The sequence below is a fragment of the Enterococcus sp. DIV1368d genome (assembly GCF_050542975.1).
Classification (GTDB): domain Bacteria; phylum Bacillota; class Bacilli; order Lactobacillales; family Enterococcaceae; genus Enterococcus_D; species Enterococcus_D casseliflavus.
Map to the genome: position 1 here is coordinate 3308539 of NZ_CP172939.1, position 13867 is coordinate 3322405.

Genomic DNA, 13867 nt, shown 5'->3' on the forward strand with positions numbered 1-13867 from the left:
GCTTAATCTTGTGACTCTGTGGATGATGATTCTTGTCCGCTTTGCGAAGAACGCTCATTGGTGTTTTGAGAATCCGTCCCGTCTGGCAAGACTGGATAGATTTTTTCGCCATCTTTTGAGTAGAAGAATCGGCTGCGGGCCAATTTTGCCACATACTCATCGTCTTGCAACAAGGCAACGTCTCGCTCCAGTGAAGCCACCTTTTGTTCTGCCTCTTTTTGTTCGGCGACTGTTTCCGTCTTATATTCCTTTAGCTTTTGCAGGCGCATTTGATCGTTGAACATTTGAATCCCTACGATCGCAAATATCGCTAATGCCGCCACGAAAAACGCCACCAGCCGACGTCGGCGAAACACGACTTGCCGCCGCTCTTTTTCAAACTTGGCAAATTGCTCTTTCGCATAATCGGTCTGCAATAGTTCTATTTTTTTATTTGATTCTTTTGCCACCTGAACTCGCTCCCGTCGCTGTCTTTGTTTTTTACATTATACCAACATCCGCAAAGCTTGTCTAACTGAAAATGCCGTAAAAATCAAGCATTTTCTGAGATTCTTTCCTCTGAAACGATCTCATACATTTTTGCAGCGTCTTCTTTTTTCGTCGATTCATGCAATTCATTGACTTTTACTTCCAAGACCTTATTCCCGAATTGAATGCGCATGGTATCGCCTACTTTGACGTCACTGCTTGACTTGGCTAATTTGCCGTTGATCTGAATGCGTCCCTTGTCTGCCACTTCTTTGGCCACAGAGCGACGCTTGATGATGCGGGAGATTTTAAGAAATTTATCTAATCTCATGTTTTTCACCTCTTCTTAATAGTTTCTTTCCAAATGGAACTAACAGCCATTCGCGAATCGTTAACAATTTGATTTTGATCGCTGCCCCGATAAAGGCTGCGCCTCCCAGACCGACACCGCCTAGGCAAAAAAGCAGTGCCTGTAGTCGATGGGTCAAAGGACCATTCAATAAGATCGCAACGAAGCTATAATATAAGAATAGCACGCTTGCCATGATCCCTAAACAAATAAATAGTTTTTTTCCATAATTTCCTTCATGCCAAAAGTGATTGATGCTGCTTTGTGCTCGACGCTGTTCGGAAACCACAAAACAGTATAAGGTCGCGCCCAACCCCAACAGTGTACTGATACTCGCTCCTGCAGTCCCATACGAAGCAGTCAGCGGCCACATCGATAGACATTTGATCAAAAGACCGATCCCCGCAGCCAGCAAGCCGAAGGTATAGGTATTGCGACTTTGTTGAATGCTTTGATAGGCTTGGATCGTCGCCATCAGAGCGATAGAAAAGACAAACAATACCAGCGCCGCATTGCCAGAACCGTCTTTGAATAAGGCAAAGTTAATATAAGGCAGCAAAATCGCTAAGCCCACGGCGGAAGCCGAAGCAATCCCGATCGTCAGGCGCAAATACATTTTTGCCGACTTTTCAAACAGCTGCTGATTTTTTACCGTCAAATACTTGGTCAACGTTGGCAAAAACGTCGAGCTTAACGCCATCGCCACCACAAGACCTAGTTGGACGAGGGGTTGTCCGCGATCATAGATCCCTTTTGAAATTCGGGCTGCTTGTGCCGTCAGCCCCCCCGCTTCTAGCGCATTGGTCAATAAAAACGAATCCGCTAACTGGAACAAGATCAAATAGCCGCTATAAATCGTCAACAGACCGCCTTCTAAGAAGAACCGTTTCTTCAACGAGGCGGATAAACCAGCGGGATTTTCTCCTGTACTGGTGACTGGTTTATGCCATAGCGATAGGCGTTTGCCGTTGATTTGTCGGCTATAATAACTTAAGATCCACCACGCCGCAAGGCCCCCGACTAAGGCACCCATCATGGCGACAGTCCCCGTTTGATAAATCGTCCAGCCCAATTGCTGGAAAGCTGCCGCAGCACCTAAAATCACACCAACTCTAAGCAGCTGCTCTACGACTTGGGAAACTGCTGTCGGCACCATTTGCAAATTTCCCTGAAACATTCCTCGATAAAAGGTCAAAGGCGGGACAAATAAGAAGGTAAAAGAAACGACTCGAATCAAGCCCGCCAGTTGGTGGTCCCCCATCACTTGTGCGATCGGACCAGCAAATAAAAAGGTCACCGCCCATAAACCGATCGCAGACCAAAGCACGAAAGGCGTCAACGCTTGCAGCCGTTCCTTGCTTTTCAAAGGATCGGGTTCTTCAGCGACGATGCGGGAGATAAACTGTGGCAACCCTGACAACGCTAACGTCATCGCCAATCCATAAATCGGATAGACTTGTTGATACACATAAAACCCTTCGTCCCCTACCAGGTTCTGAAAAGGGACCCGATAAACGGCACTTAAGATTTTTGCGATAAAGGAAGCGATCGTTAAAATAAACGCCCCTTCCATCGTACGCTTCAATTGTGATTTCGGCATCCCTCTGGTTCCTTTCTAGCCTTGGCTGGCGTATTTTTGTTCCCGTAACGCTTTGACAAAATCTTGGATTTCTAATAGCCAGGTGCTTTCCTTCATCACTGGCGGAATCTGTAATTTGATGGTCATTTGCTCATGATCAACACCCATCGTGGCTTTTAATTTAGTAGCTTTCAATGCTTCAAACAGCTGCTCCACCGAATAATTTTTCGTGCCGACTTTACTCAAAATAAACGACACCGTCTGCTGCTGCTTACGGATAGTTTCTAACAAGGCACGATCGCCGTTCATCTTGATCTCGCCCACCGTTAAGAGATGCGCCACTTCTACAGGGTATTCACCGAAACGGTCTAACAGATCATCTTGAAGTTCATCAACTGCTTCTTGGGATTCCAGCTCACGAATTCGTTTGTAGATCTCGATTTTTTGCCGTTCGTCTTCAATATACGAAGTCGGTAAGTAGGCATCGATCCCCAGATCGATCTCGACGGTCGTTTTTTCTGTTTGGGTATTTTTCCCTTGTTTCCGAGTGACTGCTTCAGACAGCATTTGCGAGTACATGTCAAACCCGACTGCATCGATAAAGCCGTGCTGCTGCGCCCCCAATAGATTACCCGCTCCACGAATCGAAAGATCTCGCATCGCGATTTTGAAACCTGACCCCAACTCGGTAAAGTCCTTAATGGCTTGCAGCCGTTTTTCACTGACTTCATTCAACACTTTTTGCTGTTCGTACATGAAATACGCATAGGCGACCCGATTGCTCCGACCGACACGGCCGCGCAGCTGATACAACGTCGAAAGCCCCATGTAATCGGCATTTTCCACAAACAACGTATTGGCATTGGGAATATCCACACCGGTTTCAATGATCGTCGTCGTCACCAACACATCGTATTGCCCTTCAATAAAGTCAAACAGGGTATTTTCCAATTGAATCTCGGTCATTTGCCCGTGGGCATACGCGATTCGTGCGTCTGGCACTAACGCCTGCAGTTCTTCGACTTTTCGCTCGATCGTATCGACACGATTATAGAGATAAAACACTTGACCTCCCCGTGCCATCTCCCGTTGGATCGCTTCTCGCACTGCTCCTGGATTCATCTCCATCACATAGGTTTGGATCGGGTAACGATTTTCTGGTGGTGTTTCGATCACAGATAGGTCCCGTACCCCCAGCATCGACATATGCAATGTTCGTGGGATCGGCGTTGCCGTCAACGTCAACACATCGACTTGCGAACGCAGTTGTTTCAAGCGCTCTTTGTGTTTGACCCCAAACCGTTGTTCTTCATCGATCACCAACAAGCCCAAATCAGCAAACTCGACATCTTTTGACAATAATCGGTGGGTCCCCACCAAAATATCGACTTGCCCTTTGCGCACTTGCTCGATCGTTTCATTCTGCTGTTTTTTCGTCCGAAAACGACTCAGTACCCCAACATTGACGGGGAATCCTTCAAAACGATCGACCATCGTTTCATAGTGCTGCTGCGCCAAGATCGTTGTCGGTACTAAGAAAGCCACTTGTTTGCTTTCTTTGATCGCTTTAAAAGCAGCCCGCAGCGCCACTTCTGTTTTCCCAAAACCAACATCCCCGACTAACAAACGGTCCATCGGCTTTTCTTTTTCCATATCCCGCTTGATCTCTGCCGTGCTGCGCAGCTGATCATCGGTTTCCGAATACGGAAAGGCATCTTCAAACTCTTTTTGATAGGCATCGTCTGGTTGAAAGGCATAGCCTTTTTCTGATTCGCGTTTGGCATACAATAAAATCAAATCATCTGCAATGTCTTCAATTTTAGCCGTCACTTTGCGCTTGGTCTTCGCCCACTCGCTGCCACCTAATTTATTGATTTTCGGTGTTTTCGATTCGGAAGCCACATATTTTTGAATCAAATTCAATTGGGTGACTGGAATAAAGAGCTTGTCTTCGTTTTGGTACAAGATCGTCATGTAATCTTGGTGGACGCCATCGACTTCTAAGGTTTCCATGCCGATGTACTTCCCAATCCCATGATTCGCATGGACGACATAATCGCCCGCTTTTAACTCATTGTAGCTTTTGAGCCGTTCCGCATTGGTGACATTTTGCCTGCGGGCTCTTTTTTTGTTCATCTTTTGGAAAATTTCTTTTTCCGTAACCACCACTAGCTTGTCTTGCGGCATTTCAAAGCCGCTTTGCAAACGTTCCACCACGATTTGGGTGCGTCCTGTAAACAGGCGGTCTTGTTGCGTCTGCACGGCATAGATATCATGATCTCGCAGATCTTGCTCTAACTTCTTGGCCCGCTCTTGGTCACTGACCAGAAAAATCACCGTCTGCTGCTGCTTCTCCCAGCGATCGATTTCAACTTTCAAGAGACCCATTTGGCTGAAAAACTGCTGCATCGGCCGGTATTGGAATTGATGGATCGCTTGGAAGCGAATGTTCCCCATTCCTTTTTGGAATAAAGAAAAGAAGCTGGTCACAAAGGTTTCTTTTTGCAGCAGCTGATGGACATCGATCCCGAATTGCTGTTCAGAAAAGACCCGCAGCTCCGCTAATTTTTGGGTATGCCACTCCGCCTCTTCCCGTTCGATCTCACGATTGGTCTCCATGATCCGAGCATAATCATCGATCATCAAAAAGGCATCTTCAGAAAAATAATCTAAGACACTCGTTTGCTGACGATACAGTAAATCCGTGTAATAACGGGCACTTTCACCAGGAATCCCCGCTTGCCATTGAGAAGCCAACTGGCCAAAATAATCTTCTAAAAAGGCGCGATCGGTTGCTTCTTTGGTGACTGCCAACCGTTTGTTCAATAATTCTTGCAGCTGCTTTTGCCCCGCAGCTAAATCTTCCGCTGAGAAAACCAATTCGGTAGTGGGTAAAATAGCCACTTGCTGCAGCGTTTCCACTGAGCGTTGCGTTTCCACGTTGAAAGAACGCATCGAGTCGATTTCTACATCGAATAACTCGATCCGTACGGGATATTCGGCGTTTAATGGATAAATATCGAGGATGCTCCCACGAATACTGAATTCGCCAGGTTTGCCAATCATTGACTGACGTTCGTAACCCATCAAGATCAATTGTTGCGGCAAACGCTCTAAATCGATCTCATCGCCGATCTGCCATTGAAATTGATTGGCTAACCAGGTTTTCTTTTCAGGCAAATACTTTCGCAAAGCCGCCACCGGCAACACATAGATCCCCGTTTTCCCTTGAGAAACAGCATTCAGCGCTGCCACGCGTTCTTCTCTGGCTTCTGGTGAAGAAAAAGCCATTTCGGCTGACAACACTTCATCCACTGGAAAAACGTAGACATCTTCCGTCACATTGCGCAGATCTTCGGCTAGTTGATTTGTATAATAGAGATTAGGTGTCACGACGATCACTTGTTTTTGAAATGCCTGATACACACCAGTGATCGCTAATGTTTTTGCCGATCCAGCTAGACCGGTCAGTAATTGCCGGGGGGCTTGTTCACGTAAACCTGTATGCCAAGCCGCCACTGTCGGCACTTTATTTATTAATTCAATTAAATCCATCTCGGCCCTCCTTAGTTAAATCGATTCATTGTGGCAAGAAAGTCGCCGTTGGTCAAGTAATCACTACTTGCCTCGACCGCTTTATCAATACTTTGTAAAACGATGGGCAGATCGTCTTTTGCAAAAGGACTCAGGACATGATTGACCACGGTTTGTCCTGGACGTGGACGATCGATCCCGATTTTGATACGGTCAAAGACTGTTGAATCCAAATGAGCGATCAAACTCTTGATTCCATTGTGGCCACCTGCACTGCCTTTTTGGCGCAAACGAATTTTCCCTAACGCTAAATCGAGGTCATCATAGACCACCACTAGTTCTTCTTGGTAGATGCCAAAATAGGTCATCAACGGGCCTACCGCACGACCGGATTCATTCATGAAGGTTTGTGGTTTGACCAAAAGGATTTTTTCACCCTTCAAGAAAAACTCTGCCACCTCTGCTTCAAAAGCCGACTTTTTAAAGGTTGCTTGGTACTTTTGTGCCAACGCATCCACTACCATAAAGCCAACATTATGTTTGGTTTTTTCATATTTTTTGCCAGGATTTCCCAAGCCTACAATCATTTTCATTTTTTATTTACGCTCCATTATTTCTAGTTTCAAGCTGATTCTTCATCTATTTTATCGGTTTTCTTATCCAAACACAAAATACTGGGCACACAAATGCGCCCAGTTCTTTTGCTTAGGTAATTATAACACGAAATGGACTGTTATGGTGGCACCCTCTTGCTCAGTTTTTATCTTTCTTAACGAATCTTAATAAAACCTTGATATATCTCCTTTTTGACGTAATAACAAAGAAAGCATTTACAATTGAAACAGCGATATTTTGTGTAATATTGTTGTGCAAATCACATGACAAACATACTTGAAAATGGTAGGATGATAGCGAGTAAAACAATTATGCGGAAGGAATGATACACAGATGACTGCAAAAACGAACAAAAAAGATCACCAAAAGGTAATTCTTGTTGGAGACGGTGCGGTTGGTTCTAGTTACGCGTTTGCGCTGGTGACCCAAAACATTGCGCAAGAAGTCGGAATCATTGATATAAATACAGCAAAAACAGAAGGCGACGCAATTGACTTGTCCCATGCTTTGGCATTTACTTCCCCTAAAAAAATCTATGCCGCTTCTTATGAAGATGCACATGATGCTGATTTAGTCGTTATTACTGCTGGTGCGCCTCAAAAACCAGGCGAAACCCGTTTAGACTTAGTTCATAAAAACTTGAAAATCAACCGTGAAGTAGTTACCCAAATCGTTGATTCAGGCTTTAACGGAATTTTCTTAGTTGCAGCAAACCCAGTCGATATTTTGACTTATTCTACTTGGAAATTCTCAGGCTTCCCGAAAGAACGCGTTATCGGTTCAGGTACCTCATTAGACTCTGCCCGTTTCCGTCAAGCATTGGCTGAATTGGTCGATGTCGATGCCCGTAACGTCCATGCCTATATCTTAGGGGAACACGGCGATTCAGAATTCCCTGTTTGGTCTCATGCCAACGTAGCTGGCCTACAAATCTATGAATGGGTCAAAAACAACCCAGACATCGATGAAGAAGCAATGGTCAACATTTTCTTCAGTGTTCGTGATGCAGCCTACACCATCATCGAGAAAAAAGGTGCGACCTTCTACGGGATCGCGGTAGCCTTAGCACGGATCACTCGTGCGATCTTAGACGATGAAAATGCTGTTCTCCCATTATCTGTGTACATGAACGGCGAATACGGCTTAAACGACTTGTACATCGGTGCGCCTGCAGTCATCAATGCCCAAGGGATTCAAAAAGTAATTGAGATCCCATTAACAGATGGTGAAAAAGACCGGATGGCCGCTTCGGCAAAACAATTAAAAGATATTCTTGATGAAGCTTTTGCAAAATTAGATGCGGAAGACAATCAATAATTTCTTTTCCCTCGTGTTAAATAGTCAATTTTAGTTAGTCAATTATGCGACTGAACGAATCCTCCAGCTCACTCTTTTTCAGAATCCTTTGATCAAGATGGCTTGCTGCCGATTCGTTCAGTTTTTTTATCGTAAGAAATGCGTTTCTACAGCTTGCCTAAAGATAGTTTAAGAATTTTCTATTTTTCATGGAAGTTTCATTTGCCATATTCGCTTTCCCGTGGGAATATGGTATGATTTAAGCGTTATTATCTATTATGCCATTAGAAAAAAGGAGTAGTTGAATGACTCGTTCAAACAAACATACTGACGCCAAGAATAATACGAAGAAAATTGTTCTGATCGTTGTGGCTGCTTTACTCGTCGTGATCGCTGGCGGCTATACCTACCGAAGTACATATTATGCAAACCGTTTTCTACCAAAGACTGAAATCGATGGGATCGACATCAGCAACAAAACCGTTGCCGAGGCCAACGACCTGCTGCATGATCGCTATTCACAAGAAGACTTTACCATCAAAGATGGTGATAGCGAATGGAAAACAGTCAACCTTGCTCAATTTGGTTTGCAGACGGATTTCACCGATGAGCTGCAATCTTTAAAAGATGAACAAAATCAGTGGAGCTGGGGAATGGCTTACGTTTCGGCTGCCGAAGAAAAGAAGCTAGACAATCTCTCAGTAGACCAAGACACCTTGACTAGCGAGACCAACACGATCCAAAAAGAACTCGAAACCTTAAATGAAGATCGTACCAAATCGGCTGATGCCACGTTGGAAAAAGGCGAAGACGGCTTTTCTATCAAACCAGAAGTTGACGGCGATGCCATCGATGTTGACAAAGCAGTGGCAGACTTGCAAGAAGCCATCGTCAGCGGCGAAAAGGAATTGAATCTCGTTGATTATGTCACAAAACCAAGTGTGACCGCCGATGATCCAGACTTAACGAAAGAAATGGATTCGTTGAATAAAATCGCCAAAGTAACCGGCAATTATACGATCAACGGAAATACGTTTCAAATCCCAAGAGAAACGATCATGGATTGGCTCTCTTATAAAGACGGCAACACAACGATCGACGAAGACAAAGTACGAAGCTATGTCACATCGATCGGCGAACAATACAATACTAGCACCAATTCTTCGACCTTCCAAAGTACCAAGCAAGGTGAAGTGACAGTCCCAGCTGGTACTCTTAGCTGGACGATCCAAACCGATGCGGAAACAGAAGCATTGATCGAGGCGTTAAAAGCAGGCGAAGACTTCACCCGCACACCGATCGCTCAAGGAAGCACCGATGCAGGCAGCCCGCTGTTTGGCAACACCTATATCGAAGTTGATCTAAAAAACCAACATATGTGGTATTACAAAGATGGCGAGTTAGTGTTGGATACGAAAATTATCTCTGGGAAACCAGCCACACCAACACCAACTGGCGTCTTCTATGTCTGGAACAAAGAAGAAGATGCAACCTTGACTGGTGAAGATTATGCGTCCCCTGTTGATTACTGGATGCCCATCGATTGGACCGGTGTCGGTATCCATGATTCTGATTGGCAGACGGAATACGGTGGCGATCTTTGGAAAACCCGTGGTTCTCACGGCTGTATCAATACTCCGCCAGGCGTGATGAAAGAATTGTACAGCAAAGCCGAAGTCGGTACACCCGTGATCGTGATTTAATCAAAAAAAGAATCAAACCTTTTTATAGACGAACCAAAAGCTGCAAAAGAAAGATCTTTTGCGGCTTTTTTGTTGTCTCCCAAATGTTCCTATTTACAAAGATCTCTTTAATTAATATACTTAATTAATCACTTCAATTAATAAGGAGAATCATTTTGGAAAAAGTCGTTTTTATTGATCGTTCTACTTTGGCTGGAAGTCTGATCAAAATTTTCGCCCGCAACATCCAATTGTTGTCCGAGGATCAAATCAGCGTAACTGTTGTGACACCAGAACGTCTGGCGAATTATCGTTTTGCGCAAGAAAAACTCGTTTTGGTCGATCCCTTGCTTTCTTTAACAGATCCGATGATCAAGCAGGCCATCCCACCACGCATCAAGCGCCTTTCGTTTCCCGTCAATCATTACAGCGGGATGAATACTGAAGCCATTCTAGAATTGATCCAACAAGCATAACCTAAAAAGGCGGACGGAAACCAATGGTTTCTGCCGCCTTTTCTCATGCCACTTCCCCTTTGTTAGACAATCGCTTCTTCTTGTTCTAACAAAGTAACTTGCTCTCCTTTGTCTTGCAGTGCAGCAACGTGCATCGTGCCCCACTGGCAAAGAGTATCCAATAAGCCGCCTAAGGTTTCTCCATATTCACTCAAGGAATACTCAACTTTAGGTGGTACTTGATTATAGGACTTGCGAGTAACGATGTCAGATTCTTCTAATTCCCGCAATTGCTGGGTCAACATTTTTTGACTGATGCCAGGGATCTTCCGCCGTAAATCACTGGGACGTAATGCCCCATGGCGCAAATTACAAAGAATGATTGGTTTCCACTTCCCGCCGATGACATCCATGGTTGCTTCAACACCGATATTATAAATTTTTTCTGCCATTTTTTTCACCTCATTACGCTTGATATCACACAAAGGTTACCAAAAGGTGGGTATCAAACAAAAAAGTACGTACTATACAGTATTACCACCTCATTATATGATAATACCAGAAAAAAATAAAGGAGATGTTTTTATGATCGAAAAATTATCAGATACCGTCACCCTGAACAACGGCAGCGAAATCCCCGGGTTGGGGTTAGGTGTCTTTCAAATCCCTGAAGCTGACACAGCAGAGGTCGTGAAGCAAGCGATTATCAATGGCTATCGCTTGATTGATACAGCAGCGATTTACGGCAATGAAACAGGAACAGGGGCAGGAATCAAACAAGGCTTACAAGAAACGGGGTTGGCTCGTGAAGAACTCTTTGTCACTTCCAAACTTTGGAACGATCATTTAACTTATGATGAAACGATCCACGCCTTCAATGAAAGTCTGGCCCGCTTAAACCTCGAGTATCTCGACTTGTACTTGATCCATTGGCCAGGAAATCAAGCATTTCAAGAGTCCTGGCGTGCCTTGGAAGACCTCTATGCGGCAGGAAAAATCAAAGCGATCGGGGTCAGCAACTTCCAGATCCATCATCTGGAGCAATTATTGGCCATTGCTAAGGTCGTTCCTGTTATCAATCAGATCGAGCTGCACCCCAAACTGACGCAACAAGACCTGCGGGCTTTTTGTGGCGAAAAAGCAATTGCGATCCAAGCTTGGTCGCCATTGATGCAAGGCAAACTGCTGAAAGATGACACCGTCTTGGCGATCGCCGACGCGCAGCAAAAATCAGCGGCACAAGTGCTTTTACGCTGGGCTATTCAACAAGGGATCTTAGTCAATGTCAAATCGACACACCCCGAGCGAATGATCGCTAATGCAGCGATTTTTGATTTCCATTTATCAGAAGCTGACATAGCCCGCTTGAACGCATTAAATGAAGACTTGCGAGTGGGTCCAGATCCAGACACATTCGATTTTCATTAACCAAACGATATACTAAACAAAACCTTAGGAGGAAGTATAGTGACAAACACAAACACAGGCTTTTCAATGGTTAACCACGTGGGAATCACCGTCAGCAATCTCGAACGTTCCATCCAATTTTATGAAGCATTAACGGGAAAGAAAATCGCCAATCAAGATACGATTGGCGGCAAACGCATGGCGCAAACGCAAGGATTAGCAGATACACTGATCAAATATGCCAATCTTCATTTAGACAATCTCAACATTGATCTTTTAGAATACGTCGAACCAAGATCCAACAAAGCTAGCTATTCCAATGAGCAAATCAGCGCGATGCATCTTTGTTTTGAAGTCGAAAATATTGATGAAGCCGTTGCTCGTCTAAAAGCCATTGGCGTTGAGCCTGACGGCACCCCCATCGTTTTTGAAGCACAAGACGGTTTGAAAAGCGGCTTTGGGACAGGCGTCGCCTACTTTACAGATCCAGACGGCACCAATCTTGAATTGATTGCACCAAAAGGCCCTTTTCAACGGGGATAAAAAAATGGATGGCGCTGCAAATCGCCATCCGTTTTTTTTGCTAGAAGCACGTATTTTTCGATTGTTCCCCTTCATAGAAGCGTTCATAGCGGATACAATAAGTATGTACTCATCTTTAGCAGCTTCACTTACTTATCCAACAAATCGCACGTGAAAGGTAGTGATCTCGATCGATATTGGACTTTTGTTGTTGATTTTTACGGGTATTTTTTTCATCGTCTTCTGGTGCTTTTACCGAGAAGAACCCAATTATGTATTCGGCTTTCGCACCAAGCGCAGTACAGCCAGTGTCAGCAATTGGCGTTTTGCCCAGCAGTGGTTCTCCTTGTTAGCGATGCTCTTTCTAGGCGGGGTCGTTTTATTGCAGCGCAACGAGCTGATCGCAGAGGCTTTTTACCAAGTAGCCGTTTTTGGCAGCTATCTTCTAGCAGCGTTACTCGTAGAAACGGCACTGTATCTCAAAGATTCACGCACAAGCACCAAAAAGTAAGACAAAAAAGACATTCCAGCGAATGTCTTTTTTCTATTGTTTATTTTGATGATGGATCGTGATCCCCAACACCAAGGCTAAAATCCCTGAAACCACCCAGATAGTGCGGTGGAATAAGAAAATCCCTAGCAAGCTGCTTAAGACTGCACCAAAAAAGAAGCCGCCGATGATCAAGGAAATAGAAATAATCTTAGGTGTCACTGATCGGTCCTTTTTAAACCAGCGCATGTACACATAATCAGCCAGTGAACGTAAGTTGCCGGTGGTCATCGTGGTGGCATAGGGCATCCCTGCCAATCGACGATAGGCGGCATATTGAATCGCTGCAAAAAAAGATAACCCCGAATCGATCATGACATTGGGTAATGATCGAGCAAAAAAGCCCAGAACCAAAATACCGATCGCTTCAAAGATTAATGCGGCATTTTGCCAAACGATCCAGCCCCCTGTCGGAAAATGATGCTGCAGATAATTCGTCACTACGATCCCCACTAAAAACATGAAGATTGGTGGCAGATATCGAAAGGCTTGTTCAAACTGCCCCGTTGAAAGATTGATCCCTAACAAAATGACATTCCCCGACTGCATACTTGCAAACACTTCCCCGTGAAACAAGTAGGTATACGCATCTAAAAAACCGCCCGCCATAGCAAGAAGAATCCCCACCGGTAAACTTTCATGCACGACAAACTCCGATTTGCTTTTGACACTGCTCAAACTTTTTTCCATTGGTTTCGCCTCTTGTTTTTATACTTTCTGACAGCTTACTGCTTAAAAAACGCCGACAACTCATTATGTTTTGCGGCGTTTAGGTGACTTTTTCGATAGCTGACAAATCAACCACCCCAAAAGAACGGCGGTCAGTGCTCCCGCTGAATCCAGCATGACATCTTGAAAAAGCGGCGTCCGTCCTCCCGTCAGCATTTGATGGTATTCATCGATCCCAGCGTAGCCGGTGGCTGCCAACCAAGCAAAAAAAGCGGCTAGCCAATACGGCTGTTTTCGAAAAACAAGCGTTAAGAACAAACTGCCACCTAGGACAAAATAGGTAAAGAAATGCGCACCTTTGCGAATGAAAAATTCCACAAATGAGAAATAGCCTTTTTCCGCAATACTGATCTCCGACCCAGCATAGGAAAAAGAGATCGTCTCCAACCAATCTTTCAATGGTTCGTTTTTTAAGATACGTGAAAGCAACCCGATTTGAGATTGCTGCTCATAGGTTTGTGAAGAGCTGATAAAGAGGATGACCATTACCGCAATTGCGATACAAAAGTAAAAGTTCGGTTCTTTCAGTAATTTTTTCATAGTTTTCACTCCTCATTTTCCTATCTTACCATTTTCATTTGGTGATGCAACTGTTTTTCCAGCAAACCGTGGAGACATTGCACACACAAAAAGAGTGCTTCCGTCAAGTTTAGAAGCACTCTTTCTTTTTAAAAATAGCCA

14 protein-coding genes are annotated in these 13867 nt (G+C 44.5%); 6 read left to right on the plus strand and 8 right to left on the minus strand.

Annotation, left to right across the window (positions count from 1 at the left end):
• Positions 1–2: 2 nt before the first annotated feature.
• The 5 genes from IGJ44_RS15675 to pth all read right to left on the minus strand — a co-directional run bounded on the left by IGJ44_RS15675 (position 3) and on the right by pth (position 6523).
• Positions 3–449, minus strand: coding sequence for an FtsB family cell division protein (locus IGJ44_RS15675; RefSeq protein ID WP_074536492.1), 447 nt, complete (start codon positions 447–449; stop codon positions 3–5).
• An 83-nt stretch (positions 450–532) separates the two neighbouring features.
• A complete protein-coding gene (locus IGJ44_RS15680; protein WP_005230745.1) occupies positions 533–799 on the minus strand; it encodes an RNA-binding S4 domain-containing protein in 267 nt (88 codons plus the stop codon).
• Positions 786–2417, minus strand: coding sequence for a polysaccharide biosynthesis protein (locus IGJ44_RS15685; protein WP_074536491.1), 1632 nt, complete (start codon positions 2415–2417; stop codon positions 786–788). The genes IGJ44_RS15680 and IGJ44_RS15685 overlap by 14 nt, the downstream gene beginning before the upstream one ends.
• 15 nt (positions 2418–2432) lie before the next feature.
• Positions 2433–5951: a transcription-repair coupling factor gene (gene mfd / locus IGJ44_RS15690; protein WP_010748996.1), complete on the minus strand. Its 3519-nt coding sequence runs from the start codon at positions 5949–5951 to the stop codon at positions 2433–2435.
• 11 nt (positions 5952–5962) lie between these two features.
• The gene (pth, locus tag IGJ44_RS15695) at positions 5963–6523 is read right to left on the minus strand and encodes an aminoacyl-tRNA hydrolase (RefSeq protein ID WP_015510502.1); all 561 of its coding nucleotides are present in this window, start codon (positions 6521–6523) and stop codon (positions 5963–5965) included.
• A 355-nt stretch (positions 6524–6878) separates the two neighbouring features.
• On the opposite strand from pth, the gene IGJ44_RS15700 reads away from it, so the two are divergent.
• The 3 genes from IGJ44_RS15700 to IGJ44_RS15710 all read left to right on the plus strand — a co-directional run bounded on the left by IGJ44_RS15700 (position 6879) and on the right by IGJ44_RS15710 (position 9999).
• Entirely contained in the window at positions 6879–7862 is a 984-nt protein-coding gene (locus IGJ44_RS15700; protein WP_005230720.1) for an L-lactate dehydrogenase, read from the plus strand.
• Positions 7863–8146: 284 nt separating this feature from the next.
• Positions 8147–9544, plus strand: a complete 1398-nt coding sequence (locus IGJ44_RS15705) for a L,D-transpeptidase family protein (RefSeq protein ID WP_074536490.1) — start codon at positions 8147–8149, stop codon at positions 9542–9544.
• A gap of 155 nt (positions 9545–9699) precedes the next feature.
• Positions 9700–9999 carry a hypothetical protein gene (locus IGJ44_RS15710; RefSeq protein ID WP_010748994.1) on the plus strand — a complete coding sequence of 100 codons (300 nt, stop codon included), beginning with the start codon at positions 9700–9702 and terminating at the stop codon, positions 9997–9999.
• 62 nt (positions 10000–10061) lie between these two features.
• Here IGJ44_RS15710 and IGJ44_RS15715 read toward each other — a convergent pair whose 3' ends face one another.
• Positions 10062–10430: a winged helix-turn-helix transcriptional regulator gene (locus IGJ44_RS15715; protein WP_016608452.1), complete on the minus strand. Its 369-nt coding sequence runs from the start codon at positions 10428–10430 to the stop codon at positions 10062–10064.
• A gap of 97 nt (positions 10431–10527) precedes the next feature.
• Between IGJ44_RS15715 and IGJ44_RS15720 the strand changes: the two genes are divergently transcribed.
• The 3 genes from IGJ44_RS15720 (at position 10528) to IGJ44_RS15730 (ending at position 12418) form a co-directional block, all read left to right on the plus strand.
• Entirely contained in the window at positions 10528–11406 is an 879-nt protein-coding gene (locus IGJ44_RS15720; protein ID WP_420911907.1) for an aldo/keto reductase, read from the plus strand.
• A 66-nt stretch (positions 11407–11472) separates the two neighbouring features.
• Complete coding sequence (locus tag IGJ44_RS15725; RefSeq protein WP_074536497.1) at positions 11473–11928, plus strand: VOC family protein; 456 nt, start codon at positions 11473–11475, stop codon at positions 11926–11928.
• A gap of 160 nt (positions 11929–12088) precedes the next feature.
• Complete coding sequence (locus IGJ44_RS15730; RefSeq protein ID WP_016608455.1) at positions 12089–12418, plus strand: SdpI family protein; 330 nt, start codon at positions 12089–12091, stop codon at positions 12416–12418.
• Positions 12419–12451: 33 nt separating this feature from the next.
• On the opposite strand, the gene IGJ44_RS15735 is transcribed toward IGJ44_RS15730, so the two are convergent.
• Complete coding sequence (locus tag IGJ44_RS15735) at positions 12452–13147, minus strand: YoaK family protein (protein WP_074536488.1); 696 nt, start codon at positions 13145–13147, stop codon at positions 12452–12454.
• A gap of 63 nt (positions 13148–13210) precedes the next feature.
• The gene (locus IGJ44_RS15740) at positions 13211–13726 is read right to left on the minus strand and encodes a VanZ family protein (protein ID WP_074536487.1); all 516 of its coding nucleotides are present in this window, start codon (positions 13724–13726) and stop codon (positions 13211–13213) included.
• Between the last annotated feature and the right edge of the window lie 141 nt (positions 13727–13867).

What these genes read in the sequence shown, in the direction of transcription:
- IGJ44_RS15680 (WP_005230745.1), bottom strand. Translation starts at nt 799, where the DNA reads ATGAGATTAGATAAATTTCTTAAAATCTCCCGCATCATCAAGCGTCGC.
- IGJ44_RS15685 (WP_074536491.1), bottom strand. Translation starts at nt 2,417, where the DNA reads ATGCCGAAATCACAATTGAAGCGTACGATGGAAGGGGCGTTTATTTTA.
- mfd (WP_010748996.1), bottom strand. Translation starts at nt 5,951, where the DNA reads ATGGATTTAATTGAATTAATAAATAAAGTGCCGACAGTGGCGGCTTGG.
- pth (WP_015510502.1), bottom strand. Translation starts at nt 6,523, where the DNA reads ATGAAAATGATTGTAGGCTTGGGAAATCCTGGCAAAAAATATGAAAAA.
- IGJ44_RS15700 (WP_005230720.1), top strand. Translation starts at nt 6,879, where the DNA reads ATGACTGCAAAAACGAACAAAAAAGATCACCAAAAGGTAATTCTTGTT.
- IGJ44_RS15705 (WP_074536490.1), top strand. Translation starts at nt 8,147, where the DNA reads ATGACTCGTTCAAACAAACATACTGACGCCAAGAATAATACGAAGAAA.
- IGJ44_RS15715 (WP_016608452.1), bottom strand. Translation starts at nt 10,430, where the DNA reads ATGGCAGAAAAAATTTATAATATCGGTGTTGAAGCAACCATGGATGTC.
- IGJ44_RS15720 (WP_420911907.1), top strand. Translation starts at nt 10,528, where the DNA reads ATGATAATACCAGAAAAAAATAAAGGAGATGTTTTTATGATCGAAAAA.
- IGJ44_RS15725 (WP_074536497.1), top strand. Translation starts at nt 11,473, where the DNA reads ATGGTTAACCACGTGGGAATCACCGTCAGCAATCTCGAACGTTCCATC.
- IGJ44_RS15735 (WP_074536488.1), bottom strand. Translation starts at nt 13,147, where the DNA reads ATGGAAAAAAGTTTGAGCAGTGTCAAAAGCAAATCGGAGTTTGTCGTG.
- IGJ44_RS15740 (WP_074536487.1), bottom strand. Translation starts at nt 13,726, where the DNA reads ATGAAAAAATTACTGAAAGAACCGAACTTTTACTTTTGTATCGCAATT.